This is a genomic window from Terrabacter sp. Root85 (genome assembly GCF_001429185.1).
Classification (GTDB): domain Bacteria; phylum Actinomycetota; class Actinomycetes; order Actinomycetales; family Dermatophilaceae; genus Terrabacter.
Genome location: NZ_LMIW01000008.1, coordinates 670,588 through 691,479, shown reverse-complemented (window position 1 = coordinate 691,479; position 20,892 = coordinate 670,588). Strand labels below are relative to the sequence as shown.

Below are 20,892 nucleotides of genomic sequence, written 5' to 3'. Positions count from 1 at the left end.
ACCCGAGGGCCGGGCGCAGCACAGAGCCCCCGCTCAGGTGGGCGAGCGGGGGCTCTGTTCGGTGCTGCCCGTCCCCGACGGGCCAGCCTGGGGTACCCCTCCACGAACACCCGAGGCTGTTGCCAGGACGCCCGGGGGCGTCCCTTCCCCCTGTAGACGATCGGCCTGCGTTTTCATGACACGGTTTTTCAGCGGATCTCCGGACCGCGCGACGTCGGGCCACGAGGTCATCTCATGTTGCCCGTGTGACCCAGCGAGAAGCGGCCCGGTTGCGGCCAGACGAGCAGGCCGTGCGGCCCCGGTCGCACCCGGATGCGGTGGGTGACACGGCCCGTCACGGTGTCGAGGACGTAGACGCAGGAGTCGTAGCGACCGGAGAACCACAGCTCGCTCCCGTCGGCCGTCACCCCTCCCATGTCGGGGGATCCCCCGCCGGGGATCCGCCACGTCGCGAGCCGGCGCAGGGTGCCGCCGTCGAGGACGCTGACGCTCCCCTCACCCCGGTTGCTCACGAAGACGCGTCGCGCGTCCCGGGCGGGATAGATGCCGTGCGCGCCCAGGCCCGTCCTGACGAACCGCGTCACGTGGAAGGTCGTCGCGTCGAGGACCCAGATGCCGTTGCGCAGCATGTCGGCGACGAGGAAGGACCGGCCGTCCGGAGAGAGACGCACGTCCTGGGGCATCGACGTCGCGCCCGACGCGAGCATGGCCGCGGGACCGCCCATCGACCGGGCATCGGCCGGGCGGGTCGCTCCCGGGGTCCGGACGTGGTTCAGGTCGACGATCCGGACGACCCGGGTGGCGGACGCGTCGAGCTCGGCGAGGTCACCGCTGAACTCGCAGCTGACGAGCATCCTCGTCAGGTCGGCCGTGAAGTCGGCGTGGTTGAGCCCAGCGCACGGCACCGGCAGGGAACGCCGCAGGGCCATGGTGCGAGCGTCACGGACGTCCACCCGACGGAGCCGCTCGGCCATGACGAGCGCGCTCCTCCCGTCGGGGGTGAAGTAGAGGTTGTAGGGGTCGCGCACCGGGACGGGGGTGCCGACGGCACCGGTGCGCGGGTCGATGGGCGTCAGGGCGTTGCCCGCGTCGCTGTTGACCCAGAGGCGACGCAGGTCCGCGGACGGCACGACGTGCTCGGGCGAACGCGGCACGCGTCGGGTGGCGATGACGGCATACGTCCTCGGGTCGATGACCTGCACCGTCCCGGCGAGCTGCTCGGGCACGTAGACGAGCGGACGCGCCCGACGGGCCTCTCCGGCGAGGCTCCCCGCGCCGGTGAACGCATACGGCTGCATCGTCCCGGCGTCCCGCGGCGTGGTCCCCGACGGACGCACCGAGGGTGACCCCGAGGAGGTCGGCGCAGGGGCCGTCGGGCCCGGTCCGAGGGCGGCGACGACCCGCGACGACGAACTCGGCGCACCGGCCGGGGCGGTCCGGGACGTCGAGCAGTCGGCCAGCAGCGCGCTCGTCGTGACCGTGAGGGCCAGCAGGACCACGACGCCGCGAAGCGGTCCCACGGCGACACGAGCGCGGGACGCGCTCACGCCAGGAGCTCGTTGACCGTGACCGCCCGGAGGCCACGGGCACGCAGCCCCGCGAGGATGCCGGGCAGTGCGGCCACGGTGCCGGCGTGACCGAGGTGGAGGCTGACGATGCTCCCGGCCCGGACGTCGGCGAGCGTGCGCTCGCGCACGGCGGTCGTCCCGGGGTCGAGGTAGTCCTGGGGGTCGACGTCGTAGGAGATGCAGCGGGCGTAGCCGGAGGCGCGGGCGGCCGCCCGGATCACGGCGGTGCTCGTCGGAGTCCCCGACGGCCGGAAGAGCAGCCCGGCCGAGCCGCGCACGAGAGCCACCTCGGCCGCCCCTCGGCTCACCTCGGCATCGGCCTCGGCGGCGGTGAGCCTGCGCATGGGTCGGTGGCTCCACGTGTGGTTGCCCAGGTCGTGGCCTCCCGCGAGCACCGCGCGGCCCAGCGCCGGGTTGGCATGGAGCCACTGGCCCACGGCGAACACGGTGACCCGGGCTCCGTGGGCGCGGGCGATGTCGAGGACGGTCGCCGTCAGGGAGGCAGGTCCGGCGCCGTGGAAGGTCAGGGCGACCTCGTGCCGGCCGGACGAGCCCGACCGGATGTCGGGGCCGACGGACCCGAGGACCGTGTCGGCCTCGGTCGACGTGGTGCGAGCCGGCGATGACCCGGTCGCCACCGGAGGTGCCGAGCCGGGGACGCCGGAGGTCGGCGTGGGTGCGTGGGTCGCCCGGAGCGTTCCCTGCGCCGCGGGCGGCGGGGTCTCCGGGGCCGGCGAGCACGCGGCGACACCGGCCGTCCCCAGAGCGCCTGCGGCCGCGGCGAGCACGGCTCTCCGAGACGTGCCACGGCGGGAGGCAGGCACCACGTCGGGCCGGTCGGCGGCCGGCTCCTGTGGAGTCATGCATCCCTCCCTTCCGACTCGCCGGCGCGAGGACTCAGCCGTGTCCGCAGCCACGGCAGTGCGGGCGCGGCGAGAGCCGTCACCACGAGGACGGATGCGCCGGCGAAGACGACCGAGGCGACCACGTCGGTGAGGTAGTGGACCCCGAGGTAGAGCCGCGAGAGGGCGACGACGGCCACGATGGGCAGGCCGACGACAAAGGCGACCCGGGTGGGGCGACCGGTCAGGACCAGTGCCGCCACGACCGCGAAGACCGTCGCTGCGGCGAACGCGGTGTGTCCGCTCGGGTAGCTGTCGGCGGCGGTCTCCGCGACGAGGGCGTGGACGGCGGCGGCCGGGGGCCGGGGCCGGTGGACGAGGACCTTGCCGATCTCGACGGACAGCCAGCCGACGACCGTCAGGACCCCGATGGTCACGGCGGCGAACCGGTCTCTCGTCCAGACGAGTCCGCAGCCCACGAGCAGCAGGACCGGTGCGACGCGCGTGCCGAGGCCGACGTCGACGACCTGGGCGGCCGCGGTCAGCAGACGGTCGCGGTGCCCTGAGAGGAGCTCGTCCAGCCCCAGCTCGCCGGTGCGGGAGGCGCCGACGGCCGTCACCGCGAAGCCGACGGCGAGGCCGACGACGAGCAGCGCGATCCCCGAGACGACCCAGGCCCGCTGACGCGGCCGCCGGCGCTTCGCCGAGGCCGGCTCGGAGGTCACGACGGTGGTCATGCGGACCGTCCGCTCGCCCGGGCGGGAGCCGCGTATGCCGTCACGAGCGGCGTCGGGTCCGTGGCCGGGTCCGTGGCCGGGCTCGTGGCCGGGCTCGTGTCGGCGCTCGTGTCGGGGCTCGTCGGCGGGCTCGGGTCCAGGATTCTGAGGTCGTCGAGGACGAGCGCCACCGGGGTGCGCTGTGACCCCTGACCCAAGGGGTTGTCGGCGAACATCTGCTCCATCCGGGTCCGGTCGCCCGCGGCATCGGTCCCGAGGACGTTGCAGCCGAGGTCGTTCGCGTCGATGACGACGGTGCCACCGAAGGTGTCGGCAAGGCCCTCGGGCAGTGCGGCGCGGATCGCCGCCGAGATGGTCGCAGACACGCGGTCGGGATCCTCGGGGGCGAGCTTGGCCGACAGGTTGGCCGGGTGGACCGAGTACTCGGTCGGCCCGTCGATGGCGCGCACGTCGCCCCCGACGACGGTGTAGAAGAGACCCCGCCGTCCGACGAGCTTTCCCGCGGCGCCCGCGGCCGCGGCGAGCAGCACCCGCGGGAGACCCGCCTCGTCGATCGCCAGCTGCATCGTGAACGGTGACCCGAGACCGATGCCCGCGGGGTCCGCGTCACGTGACGGCTCAGCACGCGCGCGGCTCGGCTGACGGGGATGTCCCAGATGAAGAACGAGCGGTGCTGGGTGATCGCGACGACCTTCTCCGAGACGAAGACGTGCCAGCGGCTGAACCCCGATCCCGCGACGGATCGGCCGTCACCGAGCGCGTCCACGTGCGCGCGGACCCGGTCCACGACGAGGGCCACGAGGTCGTCGGTGTCCGCCACCTGCGGGGTGCGCACCGGGAGGCGACGGACCCGTGTGCCGTCGGGCAGCTCGATGTCGAGTTCCTTCCCCTCGTTGGTGGCGGGGGCGGTCAGGGAGCCTGCCCCACGGACCGCTCCGCCCGTGGGGGTGGCCGCGCCCGACCTCGCGTCGTCGGCCGCGTCGGACCTGGTGTCGGACGTGTCGTCGGCGGCGGGTTCGGCTCGCGCGTCGAAGAACTCTCGAAGCCAGAGCTCGACGTTGAGGATGCGCCAGAAGGCCATGGAGTCGAGCGAGCCCCGGCCGCTCAGCCACTGCTCGAAGGCGTTGAGGACCTCGGTCCGGTCGAAGTAGGGGCGGCTCGCGAACGACTCGGAGAGGAACACCCGATAGATGAACTCGCGCTGTTCGTGGAACCACTCGTTCTGCGGGGTCGTGAAGCCGATCTTGTTGCGCCGTCGGGTGATCGAGGCCGGAAGGACGTGCTCCTCGGCATCGCGCAGGACGTGCTTGTTCCAGCCGTCCCGGATGATCGCGTCGTCGGGCATCGCGAAGACCGTGCGCACGAGGTCAGGGTCGAGGAAGGGCACCCGACCCTCGACGGAGAAGCGCATCGAGTTGCGGTCCTCGTAGCGCAGCAGGGCGGGCAGCGAGGCCACGAAGAGGTCGTGGACGAGCCGCTGTCGCAGGGTCGCACCCTCCACGGCGTAGGTGTCCTCGGCGTGGACGGCCCTGAAGTCCCGTCGGAGGAGCAGGCTCACCGATCCCCCGCCCTGCAGCCGGGTCCGGAGCCGCGAGCGGACCTGGCCGGCGAGGATGTCACGGTTGGCGATGATCTCCGCGAGGCCGGCGCGTCGGTCCCGGGAGACCAGGCTGCGCAGGTGCGTGACGGTCTGGGGGACGTATCCCGCCAGCATCTCGTCCGCGCCCTGTCCGTCGAGCATCACCGTGACGTGCCGGCTCGCCTCCTTCATGACGCGGTACTGCGCGTACGGTCCGGTCGAGACGACGGGCTCCTCCTGGGTGCGCACGAAGTCGGTGAGGTCGGCGAGCAGGTCGTCGGAGGTCGGCCGGATCCGGTGCGACTGGACGGGACCCGAGCACGCGTCGACGGCGTCATCCACCCAGCGCTCCTCGTCGTTGCGGTAGCCGGGGAAGACCGCAGAGAAGGTCTGCTGCCGGGGCCCGACGGCCTCGGCCGACGTGTCGTGCGTGGTGAGCAGCCGGTCGATCCCGACGGCGATGGTCGAGCTGTCGAGCCCACCGGAGAGCGACGTTCCCACCGGCACGTCCGAGCGCAGCCGCAGCGCGATGGACTCGGTCAGCCCGTCGCGCAGGGCCGCGACCTCCTCCGCGCCCGCACCGGTCGCGGCGGGACGAGCGCGCTCGAGGTCGTGCTGCAGGGTGCCGTAGCGCCGGCGCTCGAACCCGTCAGCGCTGATCGTCGCCATCTCACCGGGCAGCAGGCGCTCGATGCCCTCGAAGAAGGTCTCGGCACCGTCGTCGTGCACCCGATGGCGCAGATAGCGGAACAGGCTGCGCTCGTTGGGCGCTCGGTCGTGGCGGCCGCTGACGAGGATGGGGCTGATCTCGCTCGCGAAGAGCCATGACCCTCCAGGGCCGCGTCGTCCTCCGTGCGCCTCCGACACCCGGCTCACATGGAGCGGCTTGATGCCGAACTGGTCGCGGGCCAGGGTCAGCGTCTGCTCGTCGCGGTCCCAGACCGCGATCGCGAACATCCCGTTGAGGCGGTCGAACGCCTCACGTCCCCACGCCGCATACGCCTGCAGGACGACCTCGGTGTCGCTGTGCGACACGAACGTGTGTGACGCCGCGGCGAGCTCGTCCCGCAGCGCGCGGTAGTTGTAGACCTCACCGTTGTACGCGAGGACGTACCTGCCTTCCGGCGTGGCCATCGGCTGCCTCCCGCCCTCGCGGTCGATGATCGACAGGCGCTGGTGGGCCAGCCCGACGGGGCCGTCGACGTGGGTACCCGAGTCGTCGGGCCCACGGTGGCGCTGGGCCGCATTCATCCGGTCCAGCAGCCCACGGTCCTCCTCGAGGCCGAAGTACCCGGCGATTCCACACATGCGCATCCCTCCGACGACGGTCGTCTGACCCGCCATCGTGCGACGACGCCGCTGAGAGGACCCTGAGGCCGGTTCTCAGCCGCTGTTCAGGCTCGCCGACCTACCCTCGGAGCCATGAGCGCCATCCGCGAACCCGCAGGCCCCGGCCTCGACGCCCGGCAGGCCTGAGGGATGCGCGTGCTCGTCGTCGAGGACGAGACGTCCCTCGCGGAGGTCGTCCGACGCGGTCTGACACGCGAAGGCTTCGTCGTCGACGTCATGCACGACGGCCAGGACGGGCTGTGGGCGGCCACCGAGTCCGCGTACGACGTCATCGTCCTCGACATCATGCTGCCCGGGCTCGACGGCTACCAGGTGATCGCACGACTGCGCGAGGCGGGCGTGTGGACGCCCGTGCTCATGCTGACCGCCGTCGACGGTGAGCACGACCAGGCCGAGGCGTTCAACCTCGGTGCGGACGACTACCTCACGAAGCCGTTCAGCTTCGTCGTGCTCGTCGCCCGGCTCAGGGCACTCATCCGACGGGGCGCCCCGGAACGTCCTGTGGTCCTCACGAACGGCTCGCTGTCGCTCGACCCGGTGCGACGGCGCGTGCAGCGACACGGAACGGAGATCGCCCTGACCCCCAAGGAGTTCGCGCTCCTGACCTTCCTCATGATGCACGCGGGTGAGGTCGTGACGAAGGCCACCATCCTCGACGCCGTGTGGGATCCGGCCTACGACGGCGACGTCAACATCGTCGAGGTCTACGTCGGCTACCTCCGCCGCAAGATCGACGCCCCGTTCGCGGAGGCGAGCATCGAGACGGTGCGGGGCGTGGGCTACCGGATGCTCGAGGCCGAGCCGGTCGCGCCGGTCGAGCCGGCCTGATCCCCGGCCCCGGACCCGCCGGTCGGTGGCTCCGGCGCCGAGGAGGGCAGCGGCAGCGTCAGCTCGAAGCAGGCGCCACCGGACGGTGACTCGCGCACCGAGAGCGTCCCGCCGTGTGCCACAGCGAGCTCCCGGGCGATGGCGAGACCGAGGCCGGCTCCCCCGGAGTGGCGTGACCGGCTCTCGTCGAGCCGCACGAAGCGCTCGAACACGCGCGCTCGGTCGGCCACGGGGATGCCGGGTCCGTCGTCCTCGACCCGCACCACGGCGCTGCCGCCACCCCGCTCGACGGTGACGTCCACGGTGCCCACCGAATGCCGGGCGGCGTTGTCGAGCAGGTTGCGCAGGACCTGCTCGAGCTGGTGCTCGTCGCCGCGGACCCGCACGGCGGCGTTCGTCAGACGGACGGTCAACGGGGTCAGCCGGCGCAGTCGCCGGACCTCACGGTCGACGAGGTCGTCGAGGTCGACGTCGCGGCGGCTCACCGTGAGCGCGTCGTCATCGGCCTGCGACAGCAGGAGCAGGTGGTCGACGAGCCGGCTCATCCGCTCGGACTCGCCACGCAGGATCGGGTCGAGCTGCTCCCACGACGTCTCGGGATCGTCGGGACTGACGACGTCGAGCGACGCCCGGATCGTCGCGAGCGGCGACCGCAGCTCGTGGCTGGCGTCGGAGACGAAGCGGCGCTGGGCGCGCTGCGAGACCTCGAGTCGGCTCAGCATCGAGTTCATCGTCACGGCCAGCTGCGCGATCTCGTCGTGGGTGGGCGGCACGGGCACGCGGTCCTGCAACCTGGAGGCGCTCGTGCGTTCGACGTGGGAGCGGATCGCCTCCACGGAGCTGAGGGCGCGCCCGACCCGCCACCACGTGATCATGGCGGTGAGGGCCACGAGGAACGGCAGGGCGACCGCCAGGAGGATGGCCGTGGTCCGGACGGCCTGCTCACGCGCCTCCTGGGACGCCTGCGCCGCGAGGACGTAGGTGTCACCGCCCACCTCGACCCCGCGAGCGACCACGAGCGGGTCCCGCAGGTCGAGCGGCAGCGGGAGCGAGGAGCGACCGGTGACCACGGTCTGGCCGGCCGCAGGCCGCGCGTCGGTGACCGGCTCGGTCCGCGACGCCTTCGAGGTGTAGACCACGTGCGCCGCTCCCCCCTCGTACCCGATGACCTGGACGAGGACGTTGTCGGGACCCTCGTCGCGCTCGCTTCGCGCGAGACCCGCGGTGCCGTCGACGGACAGCACCGCGGCGTCCTCGTCGACGACGGAGGTGACGCTGTCCTGCAGCGTCTGGGTCAGTGCCCCCTGCAGCACGAGGACGAGCACGGCGCTGCCGAGGAGCAGTGCGACGGCCACCACGGCTGCGGCGGCGACCGTCGCCTGCCCCCGGACTCCCGTGGGCAGTCGGAAGCGGGCCGTCATCGGTCTCCTTCCGGTCCGAGGAGGCACGGTCGGTGCCACCACGATTCTGCCCGATCGGGCTGTTACGCCTTCTTCTCCAGCGAGCCGATCGTCGACTGGAGCGCGTGGAGCGCGGCGGCACTGTCCGCCTTGGAGGGCGGTGTCGACCGCAGCGCCGTCAGCGCACCGTCGATCGCGGAGTCCATCGTGTGCCAGTCATCCGGGGATGCCGGCTTCATCGCGGCCTCTCCGTCGTCCCAGGCGACCTCGAGGTCCTTGATGCGCGTCGTCGCTGCGGACAGGTCGCCCGATCGGGTCTTCGCCGCGACGTCGTCGACGATGACAGCGAACGGCCGCAGGTCCCCGATGGGGGACGTGTCGTCCGTCTCCAACGGGTTGGCCCGCGTGGCGCTGCCCGCGGGACCCGAGGACGCGCCGGAGGACGTGCTGGTGGAAACGGCCGCTGCGGGAGTCGGCGAGGGCGCGAGGGCCGTCGCGGCAGAGACGACGGCCACGGCACCTGCGGCGGCCCACGCGTAGTCGCGGCGCGGGTGCACGGCCGGGGCCTCGCCCTTGGCGCGGATGCCGTGGCGGTTGACGTTGACCTGCTCGCGGGCGACGAGCACGACGATGACGGCGAGGAAGACGAGGCTCGTGAGGCTGGAGCCGAGGCCGAGCCCACCGAAGGCCCGGCTCTGCGTGAGCAGGTCACCGAGCGACGCGCCGAGCGGTCGCGTCAGGACGTAGGCGATCCAGAACGCGAGGACCGCGTTGAGGCCGCCACGACGGGCGACCCACACGGCGAGGATGAGGCCGCCGAAGATCAGCGCGCCGTTGCGGAAGCCGAGCGACAGCGCCTCGGTGGCGAGGTCACCGCCCGCCGTGCCGAGGGCGAACGTCGTGAGGATCGCGCCCCAGTAGTAGCGCTCGCGTCGGGGCGTGTCGATCGCGGTGATCGCCAGGGTGCGCTCCTGGCGCCACCAGACCGTGAAGACCGCGGCCAGCACCAGGGCGAACACCGCAGTGCTGACGTAGAGGCTGACGCCGAGCGTGTCGGTGAAGAAGTCGGTGATCTGGGTGCCGACGATGCTGACGAGGATGACCGTCAGCCAGTAGAGCCACGGCACGAGGCGCCGCGTGCGCAGCTGGGCGACGAGGGCGATGACCAGGAGGGTCATCATGGCCCCGTCCGTGACGAGCGTCCCGAGGCCGACCTGCACGGCGAGGTAGTCGGCGAAGGTCTCGCCGATCGTCGTCGACAGGATCTTGATGAGCCAGAAGGTGGCCGTGATGGCCGGCACCTTGTTGAGGAGCTGGGCGGCCACAGGGGGGCGCGCGTCGTGCGCCACCGTCCCCGGGACGGTGGACGTCAGGGCGTCAGACATGCAGGATCCTCCACGAAGAGAGCTGCCTCGACCGTCCTGCCGGCCCGGGTGACCTGGCGTGGCGCCGTCGGTCGGCCCTCGTGGAGCGCGTGACGCGGCCGTCGGTGGCCGCGCGGGTCAGGACGTCGAGACGCCGGGAGGGGGTCTCCCGGCCTCACGACGATGTCGCAGCGGCACTGAGCACACGCTGAGAAGGATCACTCGTGCTCGCACGTCGACACGAGACGGCGAGACCTCAGGCGGCCGCGTGCTCCCGCGCGGGCTCCGGCGTCGGCAGGTCCGTGACGGACGCGCCCTTGTTGCGGCCCAGGAAGTCGTTCGGCAGGGACAGCCGGACGACCTTCTTCCAGGCCGAGGCGACCTGCCGCGGCAGCGAGCCCGTCGTGTAGGTCAGGCCGTAGCGCCGGAAGAGGTCCTGCACCTGCGGGGCGATCTCCTGGTAGCGGTTGCTCGGCAGGTCGGGGAAGAGGTGGTGCTCGATCTGGAAGCTGAGGTTGCCGGTCATGAAGTGCATGGCCTTGCTGCCGCTGATGTTGGCCGAGCCGAGCATCTGGCGCAGGTACCACTCGCCGCGGGTCTCCCCCACGATCGACCGGCGCTCGAAGGTCTCGACGCCCTCGGGGAAGTGGCCGCACATGATGACCGAGTGGGTCCACAGGTTGCGGATGAGGTTGGCCGTCGCGTTCGCGGCGAGCGTGTTGAGGAACGACGGGCCCGAGAGCAGCGGGTGGATGACGTAGTCCTTCGTCATCTGGTTGCGGATCTTCTTCAGCGTCACCTTGGCGCGCGCCCGGAAGTCGGGGTCCTGGCGGCGCTCCTTGGTGGCGAGGTTCTTGCCGAGCTCGAGGTCGTAGGCCGCGATGCCGTACTCGAAGAAGCAGGCGTTGACGAAGTTCCACAGCGGCTGCGCGGCGTAGAGCGGCACCCAGCGCTGGTCCTCGTCGACGCGCATGATGCCGTAGCCGAGGTCGTTGTCCTTGCCGATGACGTTCGTGTACGTGTGGTGCAGCTCGTTGTGCGAGTGCTTCCACTGCTCCGACGGGCTGGCGTTGTCCCACTCCCACGTCGTCGAGTGGATCTTCGGGTCGCGCATCCAGTCCCACTGGCCGTGCATGACGTTGTGCCCGATCTCCATGTTCTCGATGATCTTGGCGACCGCGAGGCCGGCGGTGCCGACGACCCAGGCGGGCGGGAACATCGAGACGAGCAGGACTGCGCGAGAACCGAGCTCGAGCTTGCGCTGGGTGGCGATGACTTTGCGGATGTAGGCCGCGTCGTCGGCGCCGCGGGTGTCGATGACGGACTGGCGGATCGCGTCGAGCTCGACGCCGATCTGCTCGACGTCCTCGGGCGTCAGGTGCCCGATCGGGTTGTGGGACTTCTTCTGCAGGACGGTCATGATGACTCCTCTGGTCAGGGGGTCTGGGGTCTGTGGATCAGGTCAGTGGTCGATGACGCAGGCGCCGGCGGCTGCGGAGATGCAGGTCTGGATCGGGACGCCCTGGCCCTCGGTCTCGCCGGGGGTCGCGGTCGTGACGGCTCCGGTGCGCAGGTCGCGCACGGCTCCCTCGCGCAGGGGCAGGACGCAGCCGAAGCAGATGCCCATACGGCACCCGGACGGCATGAGGACGCCGGCTGCCTCGGCGGCGTCGAGGATGGGGGTGGCGCCGTCGGCGTCGACGGTCGTGCCCGAGCCGGTGAAGTCGACCGTGCCGCCCTCGCCGACGACGAGGGTCGTGGCGCGGAACTGCTCGGTGAGCAGGTCGAGCCCGCGCTCGTCGTGGTGGCGCTGGAGCGCGTCGAGCAGCCCGCCCGGACCGCACGCGAGCGTCGTCCGGTCGGGCAGGTCGGGGACGAGGGCCTCGAGGTCGGCGACGTCGAGGACGCCGTGCTCGTCGTCGTAGCGGGCGACGAGACGGACGAGGCCGGCCTCGTCGAGGGCGCGGAGGTTGTCGATGAAGATCGAGTGCGGCTCGCTCGGGGCGACGTGCACGACGACGATGTCGTATGCCGCCGAGCGGGCCAGGCGCACGACGCCGTCGTCGGCCACGGGGAAGAGGTTGCGCAGCATGCCGATGACCGGGGTGACGCCGGACCCCGCGGTGACGAAGAGGAACTTCCCGCCGTCGGTGGGGAGCACGAACTCGCCCTGGGCCTGCTCGAGGTGCACGAGGGTGCCGGGTCGCGACTCGCGCACGAGATGCGTGCTGACGAGCCCGTCCGGCACGGCCTTCACGGTGATGGAGATGTTCCCGTCGGCGCGCGGGCCGTGGGTCAGGGAGTAGGCCCGCCACTGGCGGATGCCGTCGACGTCGACACCGATGCGGACGTACTGTCCCGGCACGTGGCCGGCCCAGTCGGCGCCGGGGCGGATGACGATGGTGGCCGCGTCGGCCGTCTCGGGGTGGACGTCCACGATGCGTCCGCGCAGGTCGGCGCCTGGGCGCAACGGGTCGAAGAGGTCGAGGTAGTCGGCGGGCAGCAGCGGGGAGGTCGCGCGCTCGGCGAGCTGGAGGAACCGGCGTCGCAAGGACGGGCGGGCGGCTCGGGTCGAGGGTTTCGAGGGCGCGGTCAGGCTCATGCCCCCAGCATGACTGACACCCAAGGGTAAGATCCTGACCACAGGGCGTGAAGTGTTCGGGAACTCTTGTGCGGAGGGAACAGTCGATGGCCTCAGAGGCAACGAGCGCCACGGTCCGTGGCGCGGCTGACCTGCAGCTGGACCACGCGGTGCTCAGGGTGCTGCGTGAGCGGCTCCCTGCCATCGCGTCCACGACGGTCACCGCCGTCGTCGACGAGGTCCCCGACTACCGCGGTGCCCTCGGTGGGGTCGCCGGCGACACGATCGAGCGCGCCGTGCAGATGGCCATCGCCGGCTTCCTCAAGCTCGCGGGCAGCGGGAGCGACGTCGATCCGAGCACCCCGCTCGGCCCGACCCGCGAGGGGGCCTACGCCCTCGGACGCGGCGAGGCGCGCGGGGGACGGTCGATGGACAGCCTGCTCGCGGCATACCGGGTCGGTGCCCGCGTGTCGTGGCGCGAGCTCGCCCGGGCCGCGGGAGACGCCGGGCTGCCGGCGGCGACGATGGCGAAGTTCGCCGAGCTGCTCTTCGCCTACATCGACGAGCTGTCGGCCGCGAGCGTCGCGGGTCACACCGACGAGCTGACGACGAGTGGCCGGGTGCGAGACCGATACCGCGAACGGCTCGGTCAGCACCTGCTGGCGCGGGCCGGCATCGACACGCTGACCGCGGCGGCCGCCCGCGCCGAGTGGGCTCCCCCGGCCACGCTGACTGCGGTCCTGCTGCCGGCGGCGCAGGGACGCCGTGCCCTCGCCTCGCTCGGGGCCGACACCCTCCAGGTCGGCGAGGACCTGCCGGGCATCGACGACGTCGACCCGGACCTCCCGCTGACGCTGCTGCTCGTGCCGGACGCCGACGGGCCGGGCCGCGTCCACGTGCTGCGGGTGCTCGCCGGCCGCCATGCCGTCGTCGGCCCGCCGCGCCCGTGGGACGACGCGCGCGCGTCCTACGACCGCGCCGCGCGGACGGCGCGACTCGTCCGGCCGTCACGCAGCGGGGCCCCCGTCGACACGGAGCGGCACCTGACCGACCTCGTCCTCACGGCCGACCCGGACGCGCTCGCAGACCTTCGCAACCACGTCCTCGCTCCCCTCGCCGACCTGCCTCCCGGCACCCGCGACCGGCTGGCGGAGACGCTCCTGTCGTGGCTGCTGCACCAGGGACGTCGGGACGCGGTCGCTGCCGAGCTGCACGTGCACGCGCAGACCGTCCGCTACCGGATGGCCCAGGTGCGCGAGCTCTACGGCGACCGGCTCCTCGACCCGTCCGCGGTGCGCGAGCTCGTCGTGGCGCTCTCGGCTCCCACCGCGGACGGGTCCTGAGCCCCCGTCAGCACGTGCTCCCGTCGACGCGGAGGATCGGACACGTCGGGGACGTGTAAGGCAGCACCCGTTGCAGGCCCCAGACCCCGACTGCGGTGAACGGCCTCCTGAGGTCGCCGTAGAAGTAGTCACCGGGTGCCACTCTCGTGCCGCCCGCGCCGCCGACGACGTCGAGGTCGAAGGACTCCCACGGCCCCATGCCCTGCGCGGTCGTCGAGTCCGAGTCACCGATCCGAGGGTCCTGCGGCCAGTGCAGCCCGCCGAGGCCGAAGACGTGGGCGCTCTCGCTCCCGGGCGTCACGACCACGTGCACGACCTCCGGGTCGCCGGCGTACGCCGTCAGCAGGGGCACCTGCCCCGGGTCACGGAACGCGCCGGGACCGTCACCGGCCGGAGCCGCCGCGTAGTTGAGCAGCGACCGTCCCGCCCGGGCGTTCGTCGGGTAGGGCATGAAGTCCTGCCCGATCTGCGTGTCGTCGTCGGCCAGGAGCACCGTGAAGTCGCGGTAGTCGGTGACGTCGCCGCCCGGTACGTGCACGATCACCTGGGCGCCGATGTCCTTCGCGAGTCCCGTGACGGGGTCGCTGAACTCGGTGCGCAGACCGTCGACCCTCGACGCGGGGGCGACGACCATCGCGCCGTAGAGACCGTTCTTGGCCGAGCCCGGCGAGGCCAGGTCCGAGATGACGGCGGTGCCGAGCCGGTCGGTGGCGGCGTAGTACATGTAGGTGCGTACGGCCCCCGGAGCCACGTTCTGCTCCGGCGCGAAGCCGACGTCGACGCCGCCCGAGTCGGAGGCGCGGTCGAGCTTGCCCACCGAGAACCCCACTGCGGTGGTCAGCGTGTTCGTGAGGCGGACCGAGACGCACTCGCCGGCGACGACGTGCAGCACGAGCGGTACCGGGCTCTTCAGGCCCTTCTTGATGCTGAGGACGTCACCGTCGGGGACGAACGCCGTCCGGGCACCGTTGAGGGTCTGCGACTTGTCGACGGCACTGAGGTTGAAGCTGCGCGTCGGCGCCGTCGGCGGGCACGGGCTGTCCTGGGGCTCGGCTGCCGGAGGCGGTCCACCGGTGGCGACCGGTGGCACGTAGGCGGTGCTCGGCGGCGCCACCCCCGGGAGGGGCTGGAGGTCGTCGACGGTTCCGGGCAGCACCCGCACGACGCCCCACGCGCCCTGCTGGGTGTGCTTCTCGACGCCGTTGGCGTAGAGGTAGTCACCCGGTCTCATCCGCATGTCGGGCGCCGAGCCGTTGAAGACCAGGGTGAACTTCTCGCTGACGCCGTAGTGGATCGTGTCGATGATCGATCCGGCCGGGCTGGGGCCCGACCCGTCGTCGTGGGTGTAGCGCGGTTCGAGCAGCGTGCGGCCCCCCTGCAGGTGCAGGGTGTCGACGGTCGGTGACACGTTGATGGTGCGCACGACCAGCGGGTCGTCGGGATAGAGCCGGGGCAGGGGTGTCACCGGGTCGCCGTAGGTCCAGGAGCTGAACTGGTGCGCCGTGTCCGGGCGGTCTGCGAGCGGGTTCGCCTTGAGGTTGAGCGTGGAGTACGCCCCCGCGTCGTTGTCGTTGATCGTCCAGAGCGCCAGCTCACGGAAGCTGCCGTTGACGAGTCCCGGGGACAGGGCGCTCGTCGTGTGGATGTCGACGAGGGTGCCCGAGTCCACCTCGGCCCCGGTCACGGGGTCGTGGTAGGTCGAGCCGGGAGGCTCGACGACGAGCTGGCCGACGAGGCCGTGGCCCCAGCCGTGGATCCCGTCGACGTGGTCGTGCCAGAAGACGTTGTCGAGCAGGGCATCGGGGTACCAGCGGTACTGGATGAACTCGCTCCCGGCATACTCCCCGGACGCGTGGGCGGCGACCAGCGCCGAGTCGAGGGTCACGGTGCGGGTCGTCTGGTTGACGGCGACGACCTGGTGGGTCTCGATGGACTCGAGGCCCTCACCGACGGCGATCCACGGTCTCGTGGCCTTGCCGCCGGCGTCGACGCCGACGAGCGAGGCCACGCTGCTGAGGACGAGCGTCCGGGACCCCTTGGCGGCCGCCGTGCTGAGGCGCGGGTCGACCACACGGTAGGGCCGGACGGAGTGCTCGAAGGCGTAGCCCGCACTCACCCCGTCGGACCCCTGCACGTCGAACTGGACGTGGTGGATGTGCATGGAGCTCTTGGAGAAGTTGTCGAAGGCGGACGCGTCGGGGATCTCGTTGGTCAGCGTGATCGCGACGCAGTCGCCCTGGTTGGCACGGATCGCGAGCGGGTCGGACCGGCGCGGATCACTCGCGACTGCCTGCTTGTCCTTGGCCAGGACGAACAGCTTGCCGTCCGGGTCGACCTGCGTCGGCGTGCGCTGGATCGACTTGCCGATGGTGACGACGTTGAAGGTGCGGACCCGTCTCCCCTTGGGGCACAAGGCATCCGAGCGGTTGGTCCACGGACTGGTGCTCGCGGAGGTCTGGCCCGTCGTCGCCCCGAGCCATGGTGTCCCGCTGTGACCGGCTGGGGTGAAGGGTGGTCGTTTACCGATGTTCGTGCGGAAGAGCGGGTAGGCCGGGCGACCGTTGCGCGGGTTGAACAGGATCGTCGGTCGTCCCGTCACGATGCGCCCCACGTCGACGGCGAGGAGGTTCGGCTGGCCGGACACGACCTTCGGGGAGTCGGCGAAGACCGTGGGGTCGGCCGGGGCTCCGAGGTAGAGCTGCTGCGACCCCGTGCCCGTCACCTTCCAGTTCCAGACGGTCGCGTCCTGTCCGTTGCGCGGCACCCCGGCCGGCGGCAGCTGCGGGCGGATCCAGGAGTCGAGGTTGGTGGCCGTGATCAGGGTGCCGTTGATGGTGCGCCCGATGAGGCCGCGCGAGTCGACGGCGGTCGGCGGGAGTGCTCGGTCGGCGATCGGCACGAGGTCGGGCTGGCGGGTGTCGTAGACGCGCCACAGGCCCCACATGCCGGAGTTGTAGTGCTTGGCGATGTGGCAGTGGAAGAGGAAGTCGCCGGCGGACTGCTGGACGCCGCCCGCGCCGCCCTCGATCTCGAGGTCGTAGGACTCACCGGGGCCGATCGACTGGGAGTCGAGACGCTGCGACGGCGACAGCACGGTGGGCGGGTCCTTGCGAAGTCCTGTGTCGGCGTAGTTGAACGACGTGTCGGCGACCGGGTTGAAGCGCCACCGGTCACCCCCGCCGTGGAGATGGAAGACGTGGAACTTCTCGCTGCCCACGTGCATGAGCCGGATCTTCGTCGGGTCGGCGAGGTAGCCGCGCATCATCGGCGTCGCCGGCTCGCCGAAGGTGTACGAGCTGTACGCGTGAGACTTCTCCTTCGGGAAGGCGAGGAGCCTGTTGCGGAACGGCTCCGAGCGGTAGTTGAGCGCGAAGGCGCCGGGCCGGTAGGAGCCGGTCGTCGAGTCGACGAGCGGGATGTCGGCGCCGGCGGCGTTCTTGATCAGCTCGTTGTCGTTGCCGATCTCGTGGTGCAGCAGGGCGCCCTCGCGGAAGCCGCACGTCGGCATCGCGCTCGTCGGGACGCAGGCGGCACTCGGTGAGGCCGGCTTGATGATGGCCTCCCAGCCGGACTCCAGCTGGCGACCGGCGACCGAGGCGTTCCAGTAGGTCGACCCCGGCGGCTCGACGACGAGCGCGCCGAAGAGCCCGTGCGCGACCGCGGCGCGGTAGCCGGGCCCGGGGTGGATGTAGTGGCCGCCCTCGAGGCGACGGTCGAGCGGGATGGCGAAACGGTAGGTGCGGCTCTGTCCCGCCGCGACGTCGGACGGGTCGTTCTGGCCCACCTCGTCGCCCGACGAGCTGATGTCGAACTCGAGCCCGTCGATGTGCAGGCCGTAGGGCCCGCCCGATGCCGCGTTGGTCAGCCGGATCGAGACGCAGTCACCCTCGTTGGCCCGGATGACGAGGGGCTGGATCGCGTCGTCGCGAAGGCCCACGGACACCTTCTGCGAGGTCTCCTGGGCCCGGACCGCGGCGAGACGTGAGGTGAGGACGTACATCTTGCCCTTGGGGTCGTGGTCGCCGAACCGGTTGAGCGGGATGTTGACGTCGATGGCCGTGACGTCGTAGGAGCGGTTCACGCTCCCCCCGTCCAGGCAGCCGGGCGTCCCGGCGAGGGCCACGGTGGGCGACGACGCCTCGGCGACGGGTGCGAGGGCGAGCACGGCGACGACGCCGATGACCCCGGTACCCACCGCGAGCAGACGTGCCCCGTGGGCACGACGGCGGGACCGCGAGAGGCCCCCGTGGCGCCGGGTCCCGGCGAGGGACCGGAGCGACGAGGCGACCACGACCACGGGCACGACGACGATCAGGACCGTCGTCGCGTCCCCGAAGAGGCCGATCACCGGCAGGCCGCCCCGGGGCTCGTCCAGGGCCACGAGCCGCAGCTGGTTGCCCACCGCGACCGAGGCCGCCACCGCGAGGATGCACCGTGCCAGCACCGCCGACTCGCGCAGCCCTCGGCGCAGCGACGCCGCCAGGACGGGGTGGACGACGAGCACGAGGGGCACGGTGAACGCCACGACGGTGGTCGAGTGACCCACCGGTCCCTGGATGACGCCCGCTCCGACGTCGTGCAGGTCGAGCCAGGACAGCCAGAGCCCGCCCACCACCCCCATCGCCAGCGCCGTGACGAGGTCGGCCACGGTGACGTGCCGCTTCGCGCTCGCTCGGGTGGTGTGCGACGGGATGGCCATGGTCACTCCTTCTGGGAAGGCTTCGGCGCGACGTGCGAGTCGTGCGTGTCGCCCGGCGAGCCGCCGGCAGTCGACATGTAGAGCAGGGGCACCCGTGGCGTGCCCGGGCCGGCGCCGAGCACGACGTGCGAGCCGTCACGGGGCAGGACGTAGGACAGCGACCCCTCGAGGTGGGCGTGGGCCGCGAGACGGCCCCGGAGCGGCAGCGACCCGGCCAGCGGGGCCGCCCCGGACGGCTGTCCCGAGGCGATCGCCCTGAGGGCGGTCGCGTCGTACGTCGTGTCGACGTCGCCCGCCGTCACGGTCAGCACGACCCGGACGAGGGCCTTGTCGCTGGTGACGAGCCCGTTCACCCCGTGGGACATGCCACCGAGGTCGGCGTCGGAGAGGCCGGTCACCTCCTCAGCACCCGTCACCCTGAACGACACCCCACCCACGGTGAGGACCGTCGGGTCGGGCGGCCCGGCGAGGACGGCACGGGTGTGCCACCCCCCGAGGACCAGCCCGACGGCGACGAGCAGCGCGAGGACGATGGTGCGTCCCCGTCGCGGTTCCGGGCGCAGGCTTCTCATCCGACCAGCGTCGCAGGGCGACCTTCGACCTACCTTGGGGTCCGCCACTGCAGAGCACGGCCACGCCTTTCGCGGGCGACCGGCTCCAATCTCCCCCGGGCGCAACAGTTCCCGTCCTACTCTCGGACCATGACGCTGGGCAGGCCCCGCTCGCGCGGGGGCCTCGGAGGGAGCCCGGGACGACGTCGGCGCGGAGCGCTCGTCGCCCTCCTGACCCTTGCCGTCGTCCTCGTCACGTCCGGCCCGGCCGGCGCCCACACGCGCCTCCGGTCCTCGGACCCGTCGGCCGGCTCGGTCGTCGCCACGGCGCCGACGGCGGTGACGCTGCGGTTCGCCGAGCCCGTGGCGGCCGCGGACGGGGCAGCGCACGTCTACGACGACCACTACGAACGCGTCGACCAGGGTCAGGTCCTCGCCGTCGAGGGCACGTCGGACTCGCTCCGGGTCCCGCTGCGACCCGGACTGACCAAGGGCACGTATGTCGTGGTGTGGCAGGCGAGCTCGGCCGACACCCATCCCGTGACCGGGTCGTTCCGCTTCTCCGTCGGCGCCCCGACCCCGGTCCAGGGGACTCCACCGGACGACAGCCACAACGACCTCGCGGGAGCTGTGCTGGGCCCCCTGCGCTGGCTCGGGTACGCCGGGATGGTCCTCGCCCCCGGCCTGCTGCTCATGGTCCTGTGGCTGTGGCCCGAGGGGCTCTCGTCACCCCGGACCCGTCGCCTCCTCGGCATCGGTGCGGGCCTGCTCGCTGCGGCCACCGTGGGGAGCATGGTCGTGCAGGGTGTCTATGCCAGCGGCGAGCCGTTCAGTGCGCTCTGGGCCGACCCCGGCTCCCTCGACACCCACTCCCGGACCTTCGACACGGTCCACTCGGTGCGGGCCTTCCTCCTCGTCGCCCTCGTCGCGCTGCTCGTGGCCGCCCTGAGCTTCGGGCCGCGTGCGACGGGGCGCCTCCTGCTCGGCCTGCGGTCCGCCGCCGTCGCCGTGACCCTCGCTCTCGCCGTGACGTGGCCGCTGGCCGGGCACTCCGCGGCCACGACCCACCCCGCGCCCACCGTGGCGCTCAACGTCGTGCACCTGCTCGCCATGGTCGTCTGGCTCGGTGGCCTCGTCGGCCTGCTCGTCGGGTCCGGGGAGCCCGAGCAGCAGGCGGCCCTCGGCCGGGCGCTCCCCCGTTTCTCCTCGGTGGCCCTCGCGAGCGTCGCGACGCTCGTGGTCACCGGAGTCCTGCTGGCCTGGTCCGAGGTGGGTACCGTCTCGGCCCTGACGCCGACCGCCTACGGACGCGTGCTCCTCGCGAAGGTCGGCGGCGTGCTCGTCCTCGTCGCCCTCGGCAACAGCGCGCGGGTGTGGGTCGAGCGACACCGCATACCAACGCCTTCTCGAGCAGAGGCCGGGGCTCCGGCGTCCACGGTCCCGGCGGCAGCCGTCGGGGCCAGGGGCCTGCGGGCGGGGCTCGCCGGCGAGACGCTCACCGCCGCAGTCGTGCTCGGCCTCACGACGGCGCTCGTCGTCATCATCCCCGCCCGCTCGGACTACGTCGAACCGTGGAGCCGGGTGATCACGGCCGACGGCGCGACGGTGTCGGTGCAGCTGCCGCGCCCCCGGGTCGGCGACACGATCGCCCTCGTGACGGTCGCGGCGCCCGGTGGACGCCGCGTCATCTCGTCCGTAACCGGGTCGGTCAGCCGTCCCGGGGCCACCGCGGCGGCCGTCCGGCTCCCCGTGAGCCCGGACGGGTCCGGTGCCGACGGTGCGACCGAGGTCGGCCTCACCTTCGACGACGTCGGCCCGTGGTCGGTCCGTCTGGTGCTCACCCCGACCTCGGGATCACCGACCACGGTCGTCTTCACCGTGCCCATCGCGGCCGACGCCTGAGGCCCGGCGCCCCAGCGCCTGACCGGCACCGACCGGCACCGACCTGCCCCCCGGCACCGGCACGGGCACCGGCACCGGCACCGGGAGCCCGGCGGACGGCATACGCCCTCGGTGGGCAGTCGCGGCGTCGGCCGTGCCGGCGGCACGA

General features: G+C 72.3%; 13 protein-coding genes. 3 read left to right on the top strand and 10 right to left on the bottom strand.

The window, feature by feature from the left end; translation table 11 throughout:
* Window positions 1-227 precede the first annotated feature (227 nt).
* Genes ASE25_RS09715 through asnB form a run of 4 tightly spaced genes read right to left on the bottom strand, consistent with a single transcriptional unit; the run spans window position 228 to window position 6,034 of the window.
* The gene (locus tag ASE25_RS09715; RefSeq protein WP_235508617.1) at window positions 228-1,547 is read right to left on the bottom strand and encodes a YncE family protein; all 1,320 of its coding nucleotides are present in this window, start codon (window positions 1,545-1,547) and stop codon (window positions 228-230) included.
* Entirely contained in the window at window positions 1,544-2,431 is an 888-nt protein-coding gene (locus tag ASE25_RS09710; protein ID WP_235508616.1) for a polysaccharide deacetylase family protein, read from the bottom strand. The genes ASE25_RS09715 and ASE25_RS09710 overlap by 4 nt, the downstream gene beginning before the upstream one ends.
* On the bottom strand, window positions 2,428-3,147 hold the full coding sequence (locus ASE25_RS09705) for a phosphatase PAP2 family protein (RefSeq protein WP_056825043.1): 720 nt from the start codon (window positions 3,145-3,147) through the stop codon (window positions 2,428-2,430). The genes ASE25_RS09710 and ASE25_RS09705 overlap by 4 nt, the downstream gene beginning before the upstream one ends.
* 40 nt (window positions 3,148-3,187) lie before the next feature.
* Window positions 3,188-6,034, bottom strand: a complete 2,847-nt coding sequence (gene asnB, locus ASE25_RS09700) for an asparagine synthase (glutamine-hydrolyzing) (RefSeq protein WP_235508615.1) — start codon at window positions 6,032-6,034, stop codon at window positions 3,188-3,190.
* A gap of 171 nt (window positions 6,035-6,205) precedes the next feature.
* Here asnB and ASE25_RS09695 point away from each other — a divergent pair, with 171 nt between their 5' ends.
* The gene (locus ASE25_RS09695; RefSeq protein WP_056825041.1) at window positions 6,206-6,904 is read left to right on the top strand and encodes a response regulator transcription factor; all 699 of its coding nucleotides are present in this window, start codon (window positions 6,206-6,208) and stop codon (window positions 6,902-6,904) included.
* Here the strand turns inward: ASE25_RS09695 and ASE25_RS09690 are convergent.
* The 4 genes from ASE25_RS09690 to ASE25_RS09675 all read right to left on the bottom strand — a co-directional run bounded on the left by ASE25_RS09690 (window position 6,856) and on the right by ASE25_RS09675 (window position 12,270).
* Window positions 6,856-8,325, bottom strand: a complete 1,470-nt coding sequence (locus tag ASE25_RS09690) for a cell wall metabolism sensor histidine kinase WalK (RefSeq protein WP_056825039.1) — start codon at window positions 8,323-8,325, stop codon at window positions 6,856-6,858. The genes ASE25_RS09695 and ASE25_RS09690 overlap by 49 nt on opposite strands.
* A gap of 62 nt (window positions 8,326-8,387) precedes the next feature.
* Window positions 8,388-9,689, bottom strand: a complete 1,302-nt coding sequence (locus tag ASE25_RS09685; protein WP_157623377.1) for a hypothetical protein — start codon at window positions 9,687-9,689, stop codon at window positions 8,388-8,390.
* A gap of 235 nt (window positions 9,690-9,924) precedes the next feature.
* Entirely contained in the window at window positions 9,925-11,088 is a 1,164-nt protein-coding gene (locus tag ASE25_RS09680; protein WP_056772858.1) for an acyl-CoA desaturase, read from the bottom strand.
* Between the two features lie 42 nt (window positions 11,089-11,130).
* Entirely contained in the window at window positions 11,131-12,270 is a 1,140-nt protein-coding gene (locus ASE25_RS09675) for a ferredoxin reductase (protein ID WP_056825035.1), read from the bottom strand.
* Between the two features lie 86 nt (window positions 12,271-12,356).
* Between ASE25_RS09675 and ASE25_RS09670 the strand changes: the two genes are divergently transcribed.
* A complete protein-coding gene (locus ASE25_RS09670; protein ID WP_056825033.1) occupies window positions 12,357-13,592 on the top strand; it encodes a helix-turn-helix domain-containing protein in 1,236 nt (411 codons plus the stop codon).
* 7 nt (window positions 13,593-13,599) lie between these two features.
* Here the strand turns inward: ASE25_RS09670 and ASE25_RS09665 are convergent, their stop codons facing one another.
* The gene (locus ASE25_RS09665) at window positions 13,600-18,291 is read right to left on the bottom strand and encodes a multicopper oxidase domain-containing protein (protein WP_056825031.1); all 4,692 of its coding nucleotides are present in this window, start codon (window positions 18,289-18,291) and stop codon (window positions 13,600-13,602) included.
* Window positions 18,292-18,293: 2 nt separating this feature from the next.
* Window positions 18,294-18,863 carry a hypothetical protein gene (locus ASE25_RS09660; RefSeq protein ID WP_056772848.1) on the bottom strand — a complete coding sequence of 190 codons (570 nt, stop codon included), beginning with the start codon at window positions 18,861-18,863 and terminating at the stop codon, window positions 18,294-18,296.
* 129 nt (window positions 18,864-18,992) lie between these two features.
* On the opposite strand from ASE25_RS09660, the gene ASE25_RS09655 reads away from it, so the two are divergent.
* Window positions 18,993-20,744, top strand: coding sequence for a copper resistance protein CopC (locus ASE25_RS09655; protein WP_056825029.1), 1,752 nt, complete (start codon window positions 18,993-18,995; stop codon window positions 20,742-20,744).
* The last annotated feature ends 148 nt before the right edge of the window (window positions 20,745-20,892 follow it).